Origin of the sequence: Populibacterium corticicola (assembly GCF_042683685.1) — a bacterium.
Taxonomy (GTDB): Bacteria; Actinomycetota; Actinomycetes; order Actinomycetales; family Cellulomonadaceae; genus Timonella; species Timonella corticicola.
On sequence record NZ_JBHUOP010000001.1, the window covers coordinates 261,468 to 280,831 of the forward strand.

Consider the following 19,364-nt stretch of genomic DNA (forward strand, 5'->3'; position numbering starts at 1 on the left):
GCCCGACACCGTCCACAAGCCAAGACCTTAGGTATTACATGGCGTAACACGGTAGGCTTGTGTACTTGCATGGAACGCATTGCACCCCATGCGCTTCATTCGCCACCGCGAGCCACGCGGGGCTGTATCTAATTGATGGAGTGATCATCTTGGCCGCTGCGCCTTCACGTCTCGACAACGTCATCTCGCTTGCAAAGCGTCGTGGATTCGTCTTCCAATCCGGTGAAATCTACGGTGGTTCCCGTTCCGCCTGGGACTACGGGCCACTCGGAGCCGAACTCAAGGAAAACATCAAGCGCCAGTGGTGGCAGTCGATGGTCCGCGGACGTGAGGACGTCGTCGGAATCGACTCCTCGGTCATCCTGCCACGCAAGGTCTGGGAAGCCTCCGGCCACGTTGCCGTGTTCACCGACCCACTCGTTGAGTGCACCGCCTGCCACAAGCGCTACCGTGAAGACACCCTCCTCGAGGAATTCGAGTTCAAGAAGGGTCGCAAGCCCGAGGGCATGAGCGACATCGTCTGCACCAACTGTGGCAAGAAGGGCGAGTGGACCGAACCTCAGAACTTCTCCGGCCTGCTCAAAACCTACCTCGGCCCAGTGGACAACGAAGAAGGCCTGCACTACCTGCGCCCAGAAACCGCGCAGGGCATCTTCGTGAACTTCTCCAACGTCCAGACCGCATCGCGCATGAAGCCGCCATTCGGTATCGGACAGATCGGTAAGTCGTTCCGCAACGAGATCACCCCGGGTAACTTCATCTTCCGCACCCGCGAGTTCGAACAGATGGAACTCGAGTTCTTCGTGAAACCGGGAACCGACGAGGAATGGCACCAGAACTGGATCGACGCCCGCCGTGACTGGTACGTTGACCTCGGAATCGACCCAGAGAACCTGCGCCTGTACGAGCACCCACAGGAGAAGCTCTCGCACTACTCCAAGCGCACCGTCGACATCGAATACCGCTTCGGCTTCACCGGTGGCGAATGGGGCGAGCTCGAGGGTATCGCCAACCGCACCGACTATGACCTCAAGACCCACTCCGAGGTATCAGGTAAGGACCTGTCGTACTTCGACCAGGCCGAAGGTGAGCGCTACTACCCATACGTGATCGAGCCAGCCGCTGGTCTGACCCGTTCCCTCATGGCGTTCCTTGTTGAGGCATACACCGAAGACGAGGCCCCAAACACCAAGGGTGGCGTGGACAAGCGCACCGTACTCAAGCTCGACCCACGTCTCGCACCGGTCAAGGCAGCCGTCCTGCCTCTGTCGCGTAACGCAGACCTGTCGCCAAAGGCCAAAGCGCTTGCGGCTGAACTGCGCAAGTACTGGAACGTTGAGTTTGACGACGCAGGTGCCATCGGTCGCCGTTACCGCCGTCAGGACGAGATCGGTACGCCGTTCTGCATCACCGTCGACTTTGACACTCTCGAAGACAATGCCGTGACCATCCGTCACCGCGACTCGATGGAGCAGGAGCGCGTTGCGCTTGACCAGGTCGTCTCCTTCCTGGCTACTCGTCTCATCGGAGCGTAAGTTACGCCTAAGTGCATGATTCCAGCGCCCTAGCAGCGTTGGGACATGGTAATCTCAAGCGGGGTGTACCCACTTTTTAGTGGGTACACCCCGCTTCGCTGTTCCCGCCCGGTAGTTCGAGCCACCTCGTATGGTGATTTTCCGGGATTAGGGTGGTTTTTCTTGTGTCTTGTTACCGGAGAATCACCATGTCGATAGGGGAGACGGTCCTGAAGAGGGAAGAAGCTGGGCGATCTTGATTTGTGGTAGACGAGGGCCCTGCCGAACCGAATGTGATCTGCGTCGCGCATGTAAGTTCGAGAACATGGGGAACACAGACAGGAGAAGCTGGAAATCAGCTATGCACGTCGTCTCAGGAGGAAACATGGCACACCGTACTATCACCGCGGTTACCTCAACTTTGCTGCTGCTCACCCTTGCCGCCTGCTCAAACTCGACACCAGAACCAGGCGCGAAATCCGTGGACACCGGAACTGGAGGCACAGTGGAGCTGGTCGTCACGAATGTGGATGACGCTCAGATCGATGACACGGCATTCAACGATGAAGGCTGGTCGGCCCAAGTAGTCGACGGCATTGTCATCTACGAGTCAGCGGGATCTGGTTCTTGTGCCCCTGTGGTGAACTCCGCAACCCTTGAAAATGGGGTCATCACGTTGAACCGCACTGACTATTCAGGTCAGGCGTGCACCATGGACTATCGTCCATACAAGCAGGAGATCGCACGGGCCGATGGGGAAACAATTGCGAACGATGTCGATTTTGTCCTCAACGAGACTGCGGTAGGACAGTCCGACAACGCGGACGCAGATGCCTCCTTGCCAGCGGAGACTGGAGACTTTGTCATCACCGACCTGGAAAGCAGCATTGAAACTTCCTTCGCGTCGGGTGAGTATTACGAGGTAACCATTGAGGACGGCGGTGTGGTGTACACGGCTGGCGGTGCTGGTGGCTGCCCACCGGTCATTGAGAGTGCAGAATACCGTGGCGACACAATACAATTGCACTGATTGGCAAAGACTGGGGTCAAGGGCCTTGTGAGGAGTCCTACGTGGTGGTGAAGCAGCGTATCGTGCCCACTGACGGCACGCTGATCGCCCCGGACACTGAAGTTGTGGTGGAACAACCATCGGCGTACTACAACTGACATCCCTTGGGCAGTGTGGGCAAACTTACGGCCCGCAGCCTCCAAGCAGATCGGCTGGAATGGGAGAATTGACGGGTGACTATCGCACCCGAAACGACTGAAACTCCCGTTCTGCCGCCGCTCGTGATCGGCAAGCACGTGGTGGAGACTCCTGTGGTTCTCGCGCCTATGGCGGGAGTGACCAACACGGCGTTCCGTCGCCTGTGCCGTGAGCAGGGTGAGGGTCTTTTCGTTGCCGAGATGGTTACGAGCCGGGCGCTGGTTGAACGTAATGAGGAGTCACTGCGCATTGTCTCGTTTGAGGACTTTGAGACTCCACGTTCGGCTCAGGTGTATGGCGTAGACCCAGCGACGGTTGGTGCGGCGGTCAAGATCATCGCCGGTGAGGACCGTGCCGACCACATTGACCTAAACTTTGGATGCCCCGTACCTAAGGTGACCCGTAAGGGCGGCGGTTCGGCGCTTCCGTGGAAGACCGAGTTATTCAAACGCATTGTCGATGCTGCTGTGACTGCCGCTGCGCCGTACGATGTGCCGGTCACGATCAAGATGCGCAAGGGCATCGATTCGGATCACATCACCTACCTCGAAGCAGGACAGATCGCTGAGCAGCTCGGCGTTGCAGCGGTGGCTTTGCATGCGCGTACTGCGGCGGAGCACTATTCAGGGATCGCGGACTGGGCAGCCATTCGGGAACTGAAACAGGCGGTCACAACCATTCCCGTACTTGGCAACGGCGACATCTGGTCGGCCGAGGATGCGTTGCGGATGGTTGAGGAAACCGGCTGCGACGGCGTTGTGGTGGGCCGCGGATGCCAGGGGCGCCCGTGGTTGTTCGCAGACCTGACCGCTGCGTTTGCGGGCCGGTCCGAGCGTGTGCGCCCCGGACTGCGTTACGTTGCGGACACCATCTACAGGCATGGCGAGTACATGGTGGACTTCTTTGGGGACGAGGGCCGCGGTCTGCGTGATCTGCGCAAGCATATGGCGTGGTACCTCAAGGGTTATGCGGTGGGGGGCGAGGCGCGCAATGGTCTGGCTCTCGTGGATTCACTCAAGGATCTGCGGGAGAAGCTTGATCGCCTCGACCTTGAGGCGCCGTATCCGGGTGAAGCCGCCGAAGGCCAGAGGGGGCGGGCTGGTTCGCCGAAGCGTCCACATCTTCCTGAGGGTTGGTTGGATTCACGCGAGTTGAGCGACGAGTTCCGTAAGAAACTTGAGGAAGCGGAACTCTCCATTTCAGGTGGCTGAGCGCCCATCAACCTGCAGGCCGTTGCAATCGTTAGCGTTTTGTGACCGGCTGCAATGGAAACAGCGGAAACAACCGACCTACGCTTGCAGAAAACCATTGCAAGATTTTCAAGGTTGATTTCATGCACTTCTCCAAACAAATAGCAGCCGTCACCGCGATGCTGCTTGCGCTCTCCGCCTGCGCGGACAACACCCCACAGATTGAAAAGGCCGATCCTGACGTTGGAATTCAGATGTTCCAATGGAACTGGGACTCAATCGCAACCGCGTGCACGGATAGTCTTGGTCCTGCCGGCATTGGCTGGGTGCTCACCTCACCGCCTCAGGAACACATCTAGGGGCAAGAGTGGTGGACCAGCTATCAGCCCGTGTCCTATCTGGTTGAGTCTCGCCTTGGAAACGAGGAGCAGTTCACAAATATGGTGCAGACCTGTAAAGATGCGGGAGTCGACATCATCGCCGACGCTGTCATCAATCACATGACGGGGCAGGAAACCCCGGGGGAGGGAACCGCTGGAAGCACCTACGAACACTACGAATACCCGGGCATCTACACACGCGAGGACTTCCACGACTGCGGCAGCCTCAACAACGACATCACTGTGTACACGGACAGGTTTGAGGTCCAAAACTGTGAACTCGTGAACCTCGCAGATCTCAAGACCGAGTCTGAGAAGGTGCGTAACACGCTCGCGGACTACCTCAACCACCTCACCGAACTTGGCGTGGCAGGCTTCCGCATCGATGCGGCCAAGCACATGCCAGCCAAGGACATCGCCGCTGTCATCGAGAAACTCAATGGGGAACCGACGATCATTCAGGAAGTGATCCGTGGTGCGGGTGAGCCTATCCAACCGGAGGACTACCTTGATAATGGCGGGGTGTTCGAGTTCTCCTGGGGCAAGGACATGAAGACACTCCAAAAGGGTTCGACCTTCAAGTCATTCTTCAAGGCCGGCACCCGCTCGACCTATGCGCCAAGTGAGTCCGCCTACACGTTCGTGGAGAATCATGACACGGAGCGTAACAACTCCACGCTGACCTACAAGGATCCACAGTACGAGGTGTTCACGGCGTTAATGCTGGCCAGCCCGTATGGGACCCCGGTCCTCTACAGCGGTTACGCTTTCACGGACCACGACACGGGCGCGGTGATGGACCCGCTTGAGGGCACGATCTTCCCTGCCCAGTGCACTGAACGAACGGGCGTTGACCAGCAGTACACGAACGGCGACTACACCTGCCAACAGGACTGGCCCACCATTCGCAACATGGTTGCGTGGCGGGCTTACGCTGGCGCCGCACCGGTTGTCGAGGAATGGAGCGAGAACGACGGACTCGCCTTTGCGCGGGAAGGCAAGTCCTTTATTGCGGTGAACCGTGGCATCGACCCTATCTCGGGCACCTGGCAGACCACACTGCCTGCCGGCGAATACTGCGACGGTGGTGCGGGAACGGCCTGGAATGATGTCTGTGAGAACCCGACCCACACCGTTGCCGAGGACGGCACCGTGAGCGGTGAGATTCCGTCTTATGGTGTGCTTGCGCTGACCGTAGGTCAGCAGCACTGATCCATTCAGCCATGCAGATTGGCGACGATTCGAGCTGTCGCCTGATCGCGTCCTGATCCAGCCGGGCTGGGTCAGTAGGAAGGTGCGGTGCTGTCCGGCTCGTCGACAATCTGCCACATGACGCTGACCGACTGCGACGAGAGCGCACGTGCTGTGCGTCGTTGAGAGTTACCAAAAGTGCACCCGCAATGCGTGAGAGTGCGGATATGGGCACTCTCAAACGAAGACACGAAGTGCGAGTGCAGGAGTGGGACGTGAGAGTAGACAAAGGGGTGGTGGTCCGGTTCATAACCGGACCACCACCCCTTTGACCTACTCGAGTTACAAACTACTTGGCCTGAATCCAGACGCACACGTCCCGCTCAACGACATTGCCCGCAACAGGAACACTCGAAGCCAGGATGTCCGAGCCAGCGGGTAGCTGGACTGGTGCATCACCGAAGTTGGTGAGGACGATGACGTCGTTGTTCTGGTAGGCAAGGACCTCGGGGGCATCCACGAAGTCGGCAAGCCAGGCGTGCGAGCCCAAACCAAGGTTGTGCTCCTTACGAAGCCGCAGAGCCTGCTGGTACAGCCTGAAGGTCGAACCCTCGGTGGCCTTCTGAACATCCGCGGCAACGGCCTTGTAGGTGTCAGGCTGAGGCAGCCAGGTCAGGCCGCTCTCGGAGAATCCGTAGGCAGGCTTGTCAGCCTCCCATGCAAGAGGCACCCGGCAGCCATCGCGGCCAGCCTCGGTACGACCCTTGCGTTCGAATGCCGGGTCTTGACGGAACTCGTCTGGCATCTCGGTGTGGTCTGGCGTACCGAACTCCTCACCGTTGTACAGGTAGGCCGACCCCGGCAGTCCCAGCATTTGAAGGGTTGCGGCCTTGCCACGCTTGAGCCCGAGCTCAACGTCCGGCTGAGGCTCAGTTGCGCGAACACCGTTCGGGTTCATCTCCTTGCCCTCGATCACCGCAGGCAGACCCATGCGGGTCACGTGGCGAACCACGTCGTGGTTGGAGAGTACCCAGGTCGTAGGCGCGCCAACAACGTCGTTCTCACGGATAGAGGCGCTGATGACCGTGCGCAGCGCAGCCGCATCCCACTTGGTGGTGAGGTAGGAGAAGTTGAACGCCTGCTGCATCTCGTCCTGGCGGACGTACAGGGCAAGGCGGGACAGTGGCTCAACCCAGGCTTCCGCGACAAGGCAGCGGTCGCCCTCGTAGGTTTCTAGAACCTCATGCCATGAACGATAGATGTCGTGCACGCCGTCCTGGTCAAACATCGGACCGGAGTTTCCGCCACCGTTCGAGCCATCCTCGTCTGGAGTGCCGTCGGTCTGAACCTGGCTTGCGCCCTCGTTCTTTGTGCCGTCCACCATTCCGGTGACGCCATCCCAGTCCGGGAGGCCCGCGGCCTTGACCATGCCGTGTGCCACGTCGATACGGAAACCGTCGACACCGCGGTCAAGCCAGAAGCGCAGGATCGACTTGAAATCTTCCTTCACCTCGTCGTTGTCCCAGTTGAGGTCTGGCTGACGGGTGTCGAACATGTGCAGATACCACTGCTTGTCGTCTACGCCGTCCTCGCTCGCATTCCAGCGCTGATCCACGCGGGTCCATGCCGGGCCTCCGAAGATGGACTGCCAGTTGTTTGGTGGAAGTTCGCCGTTCTCGCCCTTACCGTCACGGAACATGTAGCGGTCACGCGCCGCAGAACCGGGACCCGCCTTGATTGCCTCCTGGAACCAGGCGTGGTCGTCCGAGGTGTGGTTCGGCACGAGGTCAACGATCACCTTGAGACCACGTGCGTGAGCCTTGTCAGCCATCTCCTGGAAGTCGTCCAGGTCACCAAACAGTGGGTCGATCTGGCGGTAGTCCGCGACATCGTACCCGGCGTCAGCCTGAGGGGACTTGTAGAACGGGGAGAGCCACAGAGCGTCAACGCCAAGATCCACAAGGTGGTCCAGGCGGTTGATGATTCCGCGGATGTCACCGACACCATCACCGTTACCGTCAGCGAAAGAGCGTGGGTAGATCTGATAGATAACGGCGTTGCGCCACCACTCGGAAGCGCCGCTAGTAGCCGGATGCAACACGTTCACGTCCGGCGAGGTGGTGGTGAGTGTCAAGGACACAGTTACTCCATTCGAATTGATTCGATTTTTGCGCAGTCTCCCACCGAGGCGGGCTACATTGCGGGTTTTCACGGCCCTGTCAAAGGCTGTGTTTGGTCAGTGATTGTCGTTCATGCCCTGGTACACGGCAAGACGAGCGGCTGGCGATGTTCCGGTTGAGTTCCGAACGATAAGTTCGGGGTGGAACAGCAGTTCGGATTTGGGGGTTGGCGCGCCCTCGATACTTGCGATGAGCGCGGACACAGCAGCCTGGGACATGGCTGAGACAGGCTGACGGATGGTTGTCAACGGCGGGTCAGTAAACCCGATCAACGGTGAATCATCATACCCAATGACCGAGAGGTCGTTTGGCACGGACATCTGCCTCTGGTATGCGGCACGCACCGCGCCGAGCGCCATCATGTCAGAACCGCAGACGATCGCAGTGTGGCCGGAATCAATCAGGTCGTTGGCGGCCGCCTGCCCGCCCTCTACCGTGAACAGGGAAGTGGCGACGTGTTCATCCCCATCATTCTGTCCGAGGTGACGTGCCAGCGCATCCTTGAAGCCCTGGACCTTTCGGTGCGCTGTGACGAAGCGCTGCGGGCCGATGGCAAGACCGATGCGGACATGTCCGAGGGACACCAGATGGCGTACCGCCAGTTCCATGGCGGCGACATCATCGCAGGAGATGAATGGCGCCTCAAAAGATGGGGAGAAGCCGTTAATGCATGTCATGGCGGTCCCGCGGGATCGCAACTGCTCGTAACGTGCGTGGCTGGCGCGCATGTCAGCGTGGAGTCCGGCAACGAACATGATGCCGTCGACCGAGTGTTCCTGCAGCATCTCAATGTATTCGTCCTCGGTGGTGCCACCGGGGGACTGGGTGCATAGCAGCGGGGTGTAACCGCGCTGTGCCAGTAGCCCTTCGATTGTCTGTGCAAACGCAGGGAACACGGGGTTGGTCAATTCGGGAACGACCAGTCCGACAAGCCCCGCAGAACGATCACGGAGTTTTTCAGGTCGTTCGTATCCGAGCACATCGAGAGCAGCGAGAACCGCTTGGCGAGTGTCCGACGCAACGCCAGCTTTGCCGTTGAGCACGCGTGACACGGTTGCGGTTGACACGCCTGCCTGGTCGGCGATGTCCGTCAGCCGTGTTTTGCTGCTGAGCTGGCTGTTGATGGTGGGGGACACTTGGACCTCCTCGTCACAAAGTTTGTGCCCTTAAGTCAGTGGTGCGGTCGTGCCAGCGATATGCCTGGTGCCGGAGTGTGCCGCTGTTTAGTCACTGCAGCGCAGGAGTGCTTAGTGTGGCCTGCGCTACATTGCTTGCAGAGATTCTTGCAAAATCTTGCAGACAAGTTTCTCTGAGGCAGTCTAGCGTACAAATCGTACGGATTTCACCGATATCAAGGGAAATTCGTCGCCGATCTTGGTGTTTCTGCAAGAACTCCAGCAAAGCTTCCCGATCGTTACATGAAAGTTACTGAAACAACTTGCAAATCTTGCAGGCAACTCGTTACAGTTTTTTCATCGGGGCCCGAACAAGCTTGAGGGCCTGAGGATTGATTCCCTACCCCATTGGAGAAAAGACGATGCAAAGAAGCATCCCAGCAGTAGCTGCGGCGCTCGGCCTGTCCCTTGTGCTCGCCGCATGCGGTGGCGACAGCACGCCAGAGAACACCACTTCCGAACCAACTGCGGCTGAGACCACTGAAACCACGGATGCTCCTGCCGCTTCCGGTTCGATCACCATCTGGGTTGACGAAACCCGCATCAACGACTTCGACGCAGTCGTCAAGAAGTTCGAAACCGAACGCGGCGTTGACGTGGAGGTCGTCCAGAAGGCATCTGGCGACATCCGCACCGACTTCATTCAGCAGGTTCCGACTGGCGAAGGCCCAGACGTCATCATCGGTGCACACGACTGGCTCGGCGAGTTCGTCACCAACGGTGTAGTCTCAACCGTTGAACTCGGCGACAAGGCCGCAGGCTTCGCAGATGCGGCAGTGAAGGCATTCGCTTACGAGGGCACAAACTACGGTGTCCCATATGCGGTTGAGTCAATCGCACTCGTGCGTAACAACGCTCTGGCCACCGAGACCCCAGCCACGTTCGACGAACTGGTGGAACTCGGTAAGGAATCGGGTGCCGACTACCCAGTTCTGCTCCAGCAGGGCGCTGACGGCGACGCTTACCACATGTACCCACTCCAGACCTCGTTCGGTGCTCCAGTGTTCGAGTCCGAGGCTGACGGTTCCTACACCAAGGAATTGGGCATGAAGGGCGAGGCTGGCGAGGCATTCGCGCAGTACCTCCAGAAGCTCGGCAAGGACGGCGTTCTCGACTCCGCGATCGACGGCGAGATTGCTAAGCAGGCATTCATCGACGGCAAGTCTCCATTCATCATCACTGGTCCATGGAACATCGCAGACTTCGAAGCAGCAGGCATCGACCTGGCTGTCACCGAAATCCCATCCGCTGGTGGCGAGCCTGCTCAGCCATTCGTAGGCGTCCAGGGCGCATACATCTCCGCTAAGTCGGAAAACCCACTGCTCGCCAACGACTTCGTTGTCAACTACCTCTCCACCGAGGAAGCAGCAGACACGATCTACGCATCCGGTAACCGCATCCCTGCACTGACCGCATCGGCGGACAAGATCGACAACGCAATCACCAAGTCCTTCGCAGAGGTTGCTGCCCAGGGTGCGCCAATGCCATCCATTCCAGAAATGGGTTCGGTCTGGAACTACTGGGGTTCGACTGAAGTATCGATCATCAACGGTTCCGCTACTGACGCTGCAGCAGCTTGGAACACGATGAACGAAAACATCGAAGGTGCAATCGCGGGTAACTGATCCCTGATCGCACAGTTCGACCCTCACTCAGTGAGTTGTGGGCGAAGCGCAATCCTTTGAACTGCAACCGGGGGCCAGTGAATATCTGGCCCCCGGTTGTGGTGTCTATGGGAATGTTAGAGAGTCACCTTGAGGGCATGTGCAACAATGCTCCTCGCCGCCACTTTTAGTTCTGGTCATTTTAAGGAGAGAAATGACACTCCAGCAGGAGTCGGTCGTACCGCCGGGTTCAGATACTCCCTCTACAGGGTTGGGCCGAATGGATAACTCACCGGCACGTAACGTTAAGCCGGGCTTCCTTGTGAAGTTAGTGCTTATGGCGCTTATCAACGCATTCGGCCTATACGGTTTGCTTTCTGCGTGGGCGGTTGACGCCTGGGGCATCTTCACCGGTTTGATCATCGCCTTGGTCGCGGCGAACTGGGTGTATTTCTCGCGCCGGGCGATTCCAGGCAAGTATCTCTACCCGGGGCTGCTGTTCCTGTTCACATACCAGTTGTTCACCATGGCGTACACGGGTTACGTGGCGTTCACCAACTACGGTGACGGGCACAACTCAACTAAGTCGGACGCGATCTCAGCGATTCTCGCCTATAACGAGACCCGCGTCGAGGGTACTGCCGGCTACCCGCTCGCAGTCGTTGCAGATGACGACGGAAACCTTGGCTTTGCGATTGTCGAAGATGGCGTGGCCAAGCTTGGAACCGCGGAGCAGCCCCTTGAACCGGTTGAGGCAACCGTGGATGGCGGTCGCGTCACTGCAATTGATGGGTACACGGTTCTGCCGTTCGCTGATCTTGCTGCCCGCCAAACCGAAGTGACAACGCTGCGGGTGCCGCTCACCGAGAACGCTGAAGACGGTTCCCTGCGTACGTTGGATGCGACAAACGCCTACGTTTACGAGTCGATTCTTGAATACGATGACGCTGCCGACACCATGACCAACCTGGTCACAGGTACTGTATACACCCCGAACGACCGAGGAAGCTTTGTCTCGGCCGACGGCGAAGAGTTGACTCCCGGATGGCGCGTCTACGTCGGAACCGAGAACTTCACCAAGATGTTCACCGACTCACGCCTGTCCGGCCCGTTCGTGAAGATCGCACTGTGGACGTTCGCGTTCGCCTTCTTGTCGGTCGTCACCACATTCGCGCTCGGCCTGGCACTCGCACTGGTCTTCAACGATCCTCGGGTACGTGGCCGCAAGATCTATCGTTCTCTCCTGATCTTGCCGTACGCATTCCCTGGATTCTTGTCCGCGCTGGTGTGGCGCGGAATGCTCAACGAACGCTTCGGGTATATCAACGAGGTCGTCCTAGGCGGTGCGAACATTCCGTGGTTGACTGACCCGACGCTCGCCAAGATCTCGATTCTGATGGTGAACCTGTGGCTCGGATTCCCGTACATGTTCCTCATCACCACGGGTGCCTTGCAGTCGATTCCGGGTGACGTTCTGGAATCCGCGCGTATGGATGGTGCCTCTCCGTGGCGTGTGCTGCGCTCGATCATCCTGCCGCTGCTCATGGTTTCAACCGCACCGCTACTGATCTCGAGCTTCGCGTTCAACTTCAATAACTTCTCGCTGATCTACATGTTGACCGGTGGTGGGCCGAACTTCCAAGGTAGTCCACTGCTGATCGGTAACACCGACATTCTGATCTCGATGGTTTACTCGGTCGCATTCGAGTCGGGTGTCAAGCAGTATGGCCTCGCCTCTGCGGTCTCGATTCTGATCTTCATCTTCGTTGGTTTCGTTTCCTGGCTCGGCTTCCGCCGTACCCGTACCCTTGAGGAGCTCTAGACATGGCTACGCACACTCCTGATGCGGACTACATGGAGATCCGCACTGAGACCCTAAAGGGTAAGCAGTGGTTCAAGCAGGTTGGCTGGCGCCACATCGTAGGGTTCGCGGGTATCGCATACGCGGTGTTCCCATTGCTGTACGTGCTGTCGACCTCGCTGAAGCCGAATGCCACGCTGACCGGTTCGAACAACCTGTTCTCTGTTATCAAGCCGGATAACTTTGTGGCGTTGTTCGACACTGGCTTTGGTACCTGGGCGATCAACTCCTTGGTGATCTCCACCGCCACAGCGGTGGGTACGGTGCTCATGGGTGGCGCTGCGGCCTACGCGTTCTCGCGCTTCCGTTTCTCAGGCCGCCGCCCGGCACTCACCGCACTGCTCATCATTCAGATGTTCCCGCAGATGCTCGCCGTCGTCGCGATCTTCCTCCTGTTGCTGTCGCTGCGCGAGGTGTTCCCGTTCCTGGGAGCAAACAACCAGATCGGTCTGATCTGCATCTATCTCGGTGGTGCGCTCGGTGTGAACACCTTCCTGCTGTATGGGTTCTTCAACACCGTGCCAACCGAGATCGATGAGGCCGCGAAGATCGATGGTGCCTCGCACGCCCAGATCTTCTGGACGATCATCCTGCGGCTCGTGACACCAATCCTTGCGGTTGTGGGTCTGCTGTCGTTCGTTGGTACCTACGGTGAGTTCATCATTGCCCGTACGATTTTGTCGCAGCAGTCCAAGATGACTCTTGCCGTGGGTCTGTACCAGTGGGCATCCGATGAACGTAACGCTCCGTGGGGTCTGTTTGCCGCGGGTGCTGTGCTCGCTGCGATTCCGATCATCGTCCTGTTCATGTTCCTCCAGAAGTACATCGTTTCGGGCCTGACCGCAGGTTCCGTGAAGGGTTAAACACACAATGGCACTCGCATCATCACGCCACCGCGATCTTGAACTGACCGACCTGCCGCATCACGACGGTAGTGAGAACTATGTTTCGCAGATCACCCCGCAACTGGGGGAGACGGTGAGCGTGAGGGTGCGGGTGCCCTTGTCGTTCGCGGAGACCTCCGTGCATGTGCGTGTGGTCAGGGATGGGGAACCACGCCTCTCGCAGGCCCGTCTCGTGGCGGAGACTGAGGCTGAACGCTGGTACGAGGCCGATGTGCTGGTGCACAATCCGGTCACAAACTACCGATTCTTCTTCGCCCGGCAGGATGATTACGCGTGGCTGAACGGGGAGGGAACATTCTTCCGTGACGTTCCCGATGCGAGTGACTTCCGGTTGACAGTGCACGCGCCTGCGCCGCACTGGCTTCATGAGGGTGTTGTATATCAGATCTTCCCGGACCGCTTTGCGCGGTCCGAAAATGCGGTGGACTTAAGCCAAGCCGACCTGCCGGACTGGGTTATCGTCGAAAATGATTGGAATAGCGACCCGATCCCAAGCGGCCCAGGTGTGGCTGAGCACTTCTTTGGCGGTGACCTGGACGGCATCGCCGAGAAGCTCGACTACCTCAAGGATCTGGGTGTGAACACGGTGTATCTGACGCCGGTGTTCCCAGGGCGTTCGAACCACCGCTACGATGCGGCAACATTCGACGAGGTGGACCCGCTGCTCGGTGGGGATGCCGCGTATGCACGGCTTTCGGCGGCTGTGCATGAACGCGGCATGCGCCTGATGGGCGACATCACCTCAAACCACACAGGGGTCAGCCATGACTGGTTCCGCACCGCGCAGGCGGACCCAACCAGCGACGAACACTCGTTCTTCTACTGGACTGACGAGGAACCGGGGTACGCCTGCTGGCTCGAACACCCCTCGCTTCCTAAACTCAACTACCACTCGCAGCTGCTGCGTGAGCGCATGATTGACGGCCCAGACTCGGTGATCGGCCGCTGGCTGCAACCTCCGTTCTCACTCGATGGCTGGCGCGTTGACGTGGCGAACATGACCGGGCGGTGGGGCACCGACGACATGACGCACGACGTGGCCCGTACCATCCGCACGACCATCAACGACGTCAATCCCGACTCTTTGCTGATCGCGGAGCACTTCCACGACGCATCACACGACCTCGACGGTGCAGGCTGGAACGGCAACATGAACTACTCGGCGTTCACACGCCCGATTTGGTCGTGGCTGGCTGACCCCGCGAACGAGACGCCCGCGTTTGGGCTGCCCGCCAAGATCAACCGCACCGGTGGAACCGATATGGTCGCCGTGATGCGTCAGTTCAATTCCGTGGTGCCGTTCAAGGTCAACCGCGATCACTGGAACATGCTCGGCTCGCACGACACGCCGCGTCTGCGCACGCTCGTGGGCGACGACATGATCGAGGTTGCTCTCGGCCTGCTGGTCACCTACCTCGGAAACCCGGTCATCTTCGCCGGCGACGAGGTCGGGCTCGAAGGAATCAACGGCGAGCATGCCCGCAAGACCATGCCGTGGAATGACCCCTCGCGGTGGCATGATGGCATTCACGCCACGTACCGCGGCCTGCTCTCGGCACGCTCTGGCTCCGAGGCGTTGCGTACAGGCGGTTTACGATGGGTGCTGATTACCGACGAGACGGTCGCGTATGTCCGCTCCGCTGCGGATGAGTCCGTGCTTGTTGTGGTGTCGCGTTCCGCATTCGACGGTGCTCAGTTGCCAGCCTCGATCGGCCTGGAGTTCGGCGTGGACGCAGCTTCGCTGCTGGACTCACCGGTTATCCTGTACGGTTCGAGCGCTCTTGGGTTCGATGGTTCGGTGTACGAACTACCCAAAACCGGCCCTTCTGTCCACATTTGGCGTTTGCGATAACGTATTTTGCCCTCCCATTGGTTTAGGGTGAATACGTGGAAGAACTTGCAGGTACTGGGGGCGGAGGCGGATATTCAGACGCTGACCGCGAACGGTGGGTAGCCGAGGCACCTAAAAACAAGAATCGCACGTCGTTTGAACGCGACCGTGCGCGCATTGTGCACTCTTCTGCTCTGCGGCGTTTGAGCGATAAAACCCAGGTGCTTGGTCCCTCCTCGAACGATTTCATTCGCAACCGACTCACACACACCCTAGAGGTTGCTCAGGTGGGGCGTGAACTCGGTAAATCCCTCGGGTGCGACCCCGACGTGGTTGACGGGGCATGCCTCGCACACGACCTTGGACACCCGCCGTTTGGGCATAACGGCGAGCGCGCTCTGGCAGAGATCGCCAAGGACATCGGCGGGTTTGAAGGTAATGCCCAGACCCTACGTATTCTGACTCGCCTTGAGGCCAAGGTGTTCTCACCCGTCGGCGTGCCCGCCGGATTGAACCTGACGCGCGCCTCCCTTGATGCGTCTGTGAAGTACCCGTGGGGCTATGACAACCGTCCTGACGTGGAGGGCAAACCGACCCGCAAGTTTGGTGTCTACGCTGATGACGTCGAGGTGTTCGAATGGCTGCGGCAAGACGCGCCCGAGGGTAAGAAATGTATGGAGTCCCAGGTCATGGACTTGGCGGACGATATCTCCTATTCCGTGCACGATGTTGAGGACGCAATTGCTGGCGGCACGTTGGATCTGGCCAAACTGCGGGCCGATGAGGAACGCGAACGCGTCGTTGAACTTGCACAGCAGTGGTACGGGCACAACCATTCCGCCGACGATCTACGTGCCGCACTGGAACGGCTGACGCGGGATAAGTTGCTGACCACAGATTTTGACGGTTCTCGCCGCTCGCTGGCGGTGCTCAAGGATTCCACGAGCCAACTGATCGGTCGCTTCGCCCAGGCCGCAGAGAAAGCCACCCGTGAGGTGTATGGGGACGGCCCGCTCACTCGATACTCTGCGGAACTGATCGTTCCGCAGGAAACCGACGCCGAGATCCTCGCGCTCAAAGGACTCGCGGTCGCCTACGTGATGGAACCACGGGAACACCAGCGCAACTACATAGATCAGCGCAAGATCATCGAGGACCTCGTGCGCGCTCTCGAGTTCCGTGGCGCAGACGCCCTTGAGCCTGCGTTCCGTGGCGATTGGCATGTTGCCCGAGATGAAGGAGCGAGACTGCGCGTGGTGATCGACCAGGTCGCTTCACTCACTGACGTGAGCGTGCTGCGTTGGCACGAACGCTACTGCCAGACCGGAGAAAACCTACTGTTCTAGGACAAAAGGTTTGTGCTGGATGCTCTGACTGGATGTAAGAGTGTTCCCCACAACGGTGTTCCCACGACCAACATGGTGATTTTCCGGGATTAGGGTGTTTCTTCTTAGGTAGTAGTTCCGGAAAATCACATGTTGGTTCTTCGCAAGCCCAACACTCGCACGGCTGGGCGTTCCAAATAAACTGTGATGTCGTCGGCAATCGGAAGGGTGCAACGCACCCGCAACCTCTGTTCGCCCACAGCAGTTCCTCGCGGCGGATGAACAGGACATAGAATGGCAGGCGTGGCAGGGCTAATCAAACGTGAAGATGTCGAGGCGGTACGCGAAAAGTGTCGTATCGAAGACATCGTGGGTGAGCAGGTCACACTCAAAACCGCTGGTGTCGGCTCGATGAAGGGCCTGTGCCCATTCCATGACGAGAAGACGCCGTCGTTCCACGTGCGCCCGCAGGTCGGACGCTGGCACTGCTTCGGCTGCAACGAGGGCGGGGACGTCATCTCGTTCGTGCAGAAGATGGACGGACTCGGCTTCACCGAAGCCGTCGAATACCTCGCCGGACGCGTCGGAATCCAGATCCGATACGAGGAGGGCACCCAACGCCCCGATGAGGCACCCGGACGCCGCCAACGGCTACTCGAAGCGCACCGCGTCGCCGCCGCCTACTATCAGGAACAACTCAACTCCCCGGAAGCCGAAACCGCGCGACGGTTCCTGACCGAACGCTCGTTCACTGCAGCCGACGCCGCGCACTTCGGGATCGGATACGCGCCCAAAGGGTGGGACAACCTGTACAGGGCACTCCGGCAAAAGGGATTCACCGACCAGGAACTCTTGATCGGCGGCCTCATGTCGCAGGGAAACCGCGGCGTATACGACCGGTTCCGTGGACGGCTCGTGTGGCCCATTCGTGAGGTCACCGGTGACACCATCGGGTTCGGTGCCCGGCGCCTCTACGACGACGATCAGGGGCCAAAATACCTCAACACCCCCGAGACCCCGCTGTACAAGAAGTCTCATGTGCTCTACGGGATCGACCTCGCTAAACGAGAGATCGCCAAGAACAAGCGCGTAGTCGTCGTCGAGGGATACACCGACGTCATGGCCGCGCACCTGTCCGGTGTCACCACCGCCGTTGCAACCTGTGGAACCGCGTTTGGTTCCGACCACGTACGGTTCGTTCGGCGTCTGCTCGGGGACATGAATACCGGGGGAGGCGTCCGGCTCGCTGGAGGTGGCTCCCAAGGTGGCGAAATCATCTTTACGTTCGACGGAGATGCAGCGGGCCAGAAAGCCGCCATGCGGGCGTTTGGCGAGGATCAGAAGTTCTACGCCCAAACCTTCGTGGCCGTCGAACCCTCCGGCATGGACCCCTGCGACCTCCGCATGAACAAAGGACCGCAAGCAGTCCAAGCCCTCGTGGACGGCCGCCAACCGCTGTTCGAGTTCGTGATCAAGACAACGCTCAAGGACTACAACCTCGACACCGCCGAAGGGCGTGTGGGGGCACTGCGCGCGTGCGCCCCTATCGTTGCCTCCATCCGCGACAACGCCCTGCGGCCCGAATACACCCGGCTGCTGACTGGCTGGCTTGGCGTCGACTCCGACTCCGTTTCCCGTGCCGTTGCCTATGCGGTCAAAGACGGCCGTTCGGGTGCGTCCGGGGTTTCCGCTGGGCGGCCTGCTGCTTCCGGTAGTGGTGCTGGTGTTTCTGGTGCTGCGACCCAGGACGTTGCCGAGTCAAGTTTTGGCATTTCCCGTCCCGATTTGCGCGACCCTGTTGCACGCCTTGAAAAGCAGACCCTTGAAGTCATCCTGCAACTTCCGCACGCGGTGTTCGCGCAGGTTGTTGACTCACTACCGTCTGAGGCGTTCGTTGTGCCCGCCTGGCGTGCAGTGTATGAGGCCATCCGCGCCGCGGGTGGACTCGCGCAGGCACACCAGATGGAGGTCGGCGACTGGATCACCCTCGTACTCGACCAAGCGATCGAACCCGTTCAGGTGCTCATCAACGAGTTAGCGGTATCGCCGCTGCCAGAAGACCGTTCCGAAGCGATTGACGCCTATGCGCAGGGAATCACTCGCGCGTTCCTAGACATGGGTATCACCCGACAAATCGGTGATGTGAAGAGCCGCCTGCGCCGCTCGGATCCCACCACTGACCCTGTTGGCTATGAGGCTATCTATCGGGCACTCCTCGAACTCGAGGCACAGCGCCGCATCCTGCGCCAAGAACAAATGGACTGACGTTCCAGTCGCGCCCGGGCTTCTGCGTGTTTTCCGTGTTGCGGCCTAGTTGGTGGTGCTGCTGTGGTTTGTGGCAACAGTGTCGACGCGTCCGTAACACTGGTCTTGTGATTGGCGACGATTCGGTTGCATTGATGTGCCTGTCTCACGCCTGGTCCGGGGCTGGTGTGGGTGTTGCGCGTGCCTGTACCTCTAGCATCTGGCGTGCATGATGCTGCGGTGTGGCGGAGGTTACGGTTCCAGAATTGGCGTTGCGGGGTGGAAGTGTAGTTAACTTAATTCTGCGGCCATCACAGCGGTGAGGAAACGCCCGGTCCCATTCCGAACCCGGTAGCTAAGCTCACCAGCGTCGATGGTACTGCACTCGGGAGGGTGTGGGAGAGTAGAACGTGGCCGCACTTAAACTTTATATAAAGAACGAGGATCCCTAATGGTGGGGGTCCTCGTTTTTGTTATGCGCAGACGACTCGTCGCTCTGTTCCCCTGTAACTCTCACTGGCCCTTGGGGATACCGGCAAGAACCACCCCTCATCCAACTCAACCGTGGCGCGGTCGAGTTGGAGCACAAATGGTTGAGTTCGATAACCACCGAAGGCAGGGTATGGATGGTGCCGGAGCCGGGCGGGTAGGTGTTGGGGTCGGTGGGGTGTTTTTGGTCCGGGTGCATAGTTTTTGTGTGTGCACTCGGACGTTTTTCGCCCCATCGGTTTGATTGGTGGGGTTCAGGGGTGTAGCC

At 59.2% G+C, this 19,364-nt stretch carries 13 protein-coding genes and 1 rRNA gene; 12 read left to right on the plus strand and 2 right to left on the minus strand.

Translation table 11 applies throughout. From position 1 onward, the window contains the following. The first annotated feature begins 149 nt into the window (after window positions 1–149). The 5 genes from ACFSYH_RS01145 to ACFSYH_RS01165 all read left to right on the plus strand — a co-directional run bounded on the left by ACFSYH_RS01145 (window position 150) and on the right by ACFSYH_RS01165 (window position 5,503). Complete coding sequence (locus tag ACFSYH_RS01145) at window positions 150–1,535, plus strand: glycine--tRNA ligase (protein ID WP_377464611.1); 1,386 nt, start codon at window positions 150–152, stop codon at window positions 1,533–1,535. Window positions 1,536–1,899: 364 nt separating this feature from the next. Continuing rightward, the gene (locus ACFSYH_RS01150; protein ID WP_377464612.1) at window positions 1,900–2,544 is read left to right on the plus strand and encodes a hypothetical protein; all 645 of its coding nucleotides are present in this window, start codon (window positions 1,900–1,902) and stop codon (window positions 2,542–2,544) included. 212 nt (window positions 2,545–2,756) lie between these two features. After that, window positions 2,757–3,932, plus strand: a complete 1,176-nt coding sequence (gene dusB / locus ACFSYH_RS01155; protein ID WP_377464613.1) for a tRNA dihydrouridine synthase DusB — start codon at window positions 2,757–2,759, stop codon at window positions 3,930–3,932. A gap of 122 nt (window positions 3,933–4,054) precedes the next feature. Beyond that, the gene (locus ACFSYH_RS01160) at window positions 4,055–4,270 is read left to right on the plus strand and encodes a hypothetical protein (protein WP_377464615.1); all 216 of its coding nucleotides are present in this window, start codon (window positions 4,055–4,057) and stop codon (window positions 4,268–4,270) included. A gap of 30 nt (window positions 4,271–4,300) precedes the next feature. Further along, window positions 4,301–5,503 carry an alpha-amylase family glycosyl hydrolase gene (locus ACFSYH_RS01165; protein WP_377464616.1) on the plus strand — a complete coding sequence of 401 codons (1,203 nt, stop codon included), beginning with the start codon at window positions 4,301–4,303 and terminating at the stop codon, window positions 5,501–5,503. Between the two features lie 328 nt (window positions 5,504–5,831). On the opposite strand, the gene ACFSYH_RS01170 is transcribed toward ACFSYH_RS01165, so the two are convergent. Together ACFSYH_RS01170 and ACFSYH_RS01175 are read right to left on the minus strand one after the other, a co-directional pair. Further along, complete coding sequence (locus tag ACFSYH_RS01170; protein WP_377464617.1) at window positions 5,832–7,622, minus strand: glycoside hydrolase family 13 protein; 1,791 nt, start codon at window positions 7,620–7,622, stop codon at window positions 5,832–5,834. A 96-nt stretch (window positions 7,623–7,718) separates the two neighbouring features. Further along, window positions 7,719–8,798, minus strand: coding sequence for a LacI family DNA-binding transcriptional regulator (locus tag ACFSYH_RS01175; RefSeq protein WP_377464618.1), 1,080 nt, complete (start codon window positions 8,796–8,798; stop codon window positions 7,719–7,721). A gap of 401 nt (window positions 8,799–9,199) precedes the next feature. On the opposite strand from ACFSYH_RS01175, the gene ACFSYH_RS01180 reads away from it, so the two are divergent. From ACFSYH_RS01180 to rrf, 7 genes are all read left to right on the plus strand, one after another. Then, on the plus strand, window positions 9,200–10,462 hold the full coding sequence (locus ACFSYH_RS01180; RefSeq protein ID WP_377464619.1) for a sugar ABC transporter substrate-binding protein: 1,263 nt from the start codon (window positions 9,200–9,202) through the stop codon (window positions 10,460–10,462). Between the two features lie 193 nt (window positions 10,463–10,655). Next, window positions 10,656–12,263 (plus strand): ABC transporter permease subunit, encoded by a 1,608-nt coding sequence (locus tag ACFSYH_RS01185; protein ID WP_377464620.1) that lies wholly within the window; start codon window positions 10,656–10,658, stop codon window positions 12,261–12,263. Between the two features lie 2 nt (window positions 12,264–12,265). Then, on the plus strand, window positions 12,266–13,165 hold the full coding sequence (locus tag ACFSYH_RS01190) for a sugar ABC transporter permease (protein ID WP_377464621.1): 900 nt from the start codon (window positions 12,266–12,268) through the stop codon (window positions 13,163–13,165). Window positions 13,166–13,172: 7 nt separating this feature from the next. Next, window positions 13,173–15,059, plus strand: coding sequence for a glycoside hydrolase family 13 protein (locus ACFSYH_RS01195; protein WP_377464622.1), 1,887 nt, complete (start codon window positions 13,173–13,175; stop codon window positions 15,057–15,059). Window positions 15,060–15,094: 35 nt separating this feature from the next. Further along, a complete protein-coding gene (locus ACFSYH_RS01200) occupies window positions 15,095–16,384 on the plus strand; it encodes a deoxyguanosinetriphosphate triphosphohydrolase (protein WP_377464623.1) in 1,290 nt (429 codons plus the stop codon). 282 nt (window positions 16,385–16,666) lie between these two features. After that, window positions 16,667–18,628 (plus strand): DNA primase, encoded by a 1,962-nt coding sequence (dnaG, locus tag ACFSYH_RS01205; RefSeq protein ID WP_377464624.1) that lies wholly within the window; start codon window positions 16,667–16,669, stop codon window positions 18,626–18,628. A gap of 282 nt (window positions 18,629–18,910) precedes the next feature. After that, window positions 18,911–19,027, plus strand: a 5S ribosomal RNA gene (rrf, locus tag ACFSYH_RS01210). The last annotated feature ends 337 nt before the right edge of the window (window positions 19,028–19,364 follow it).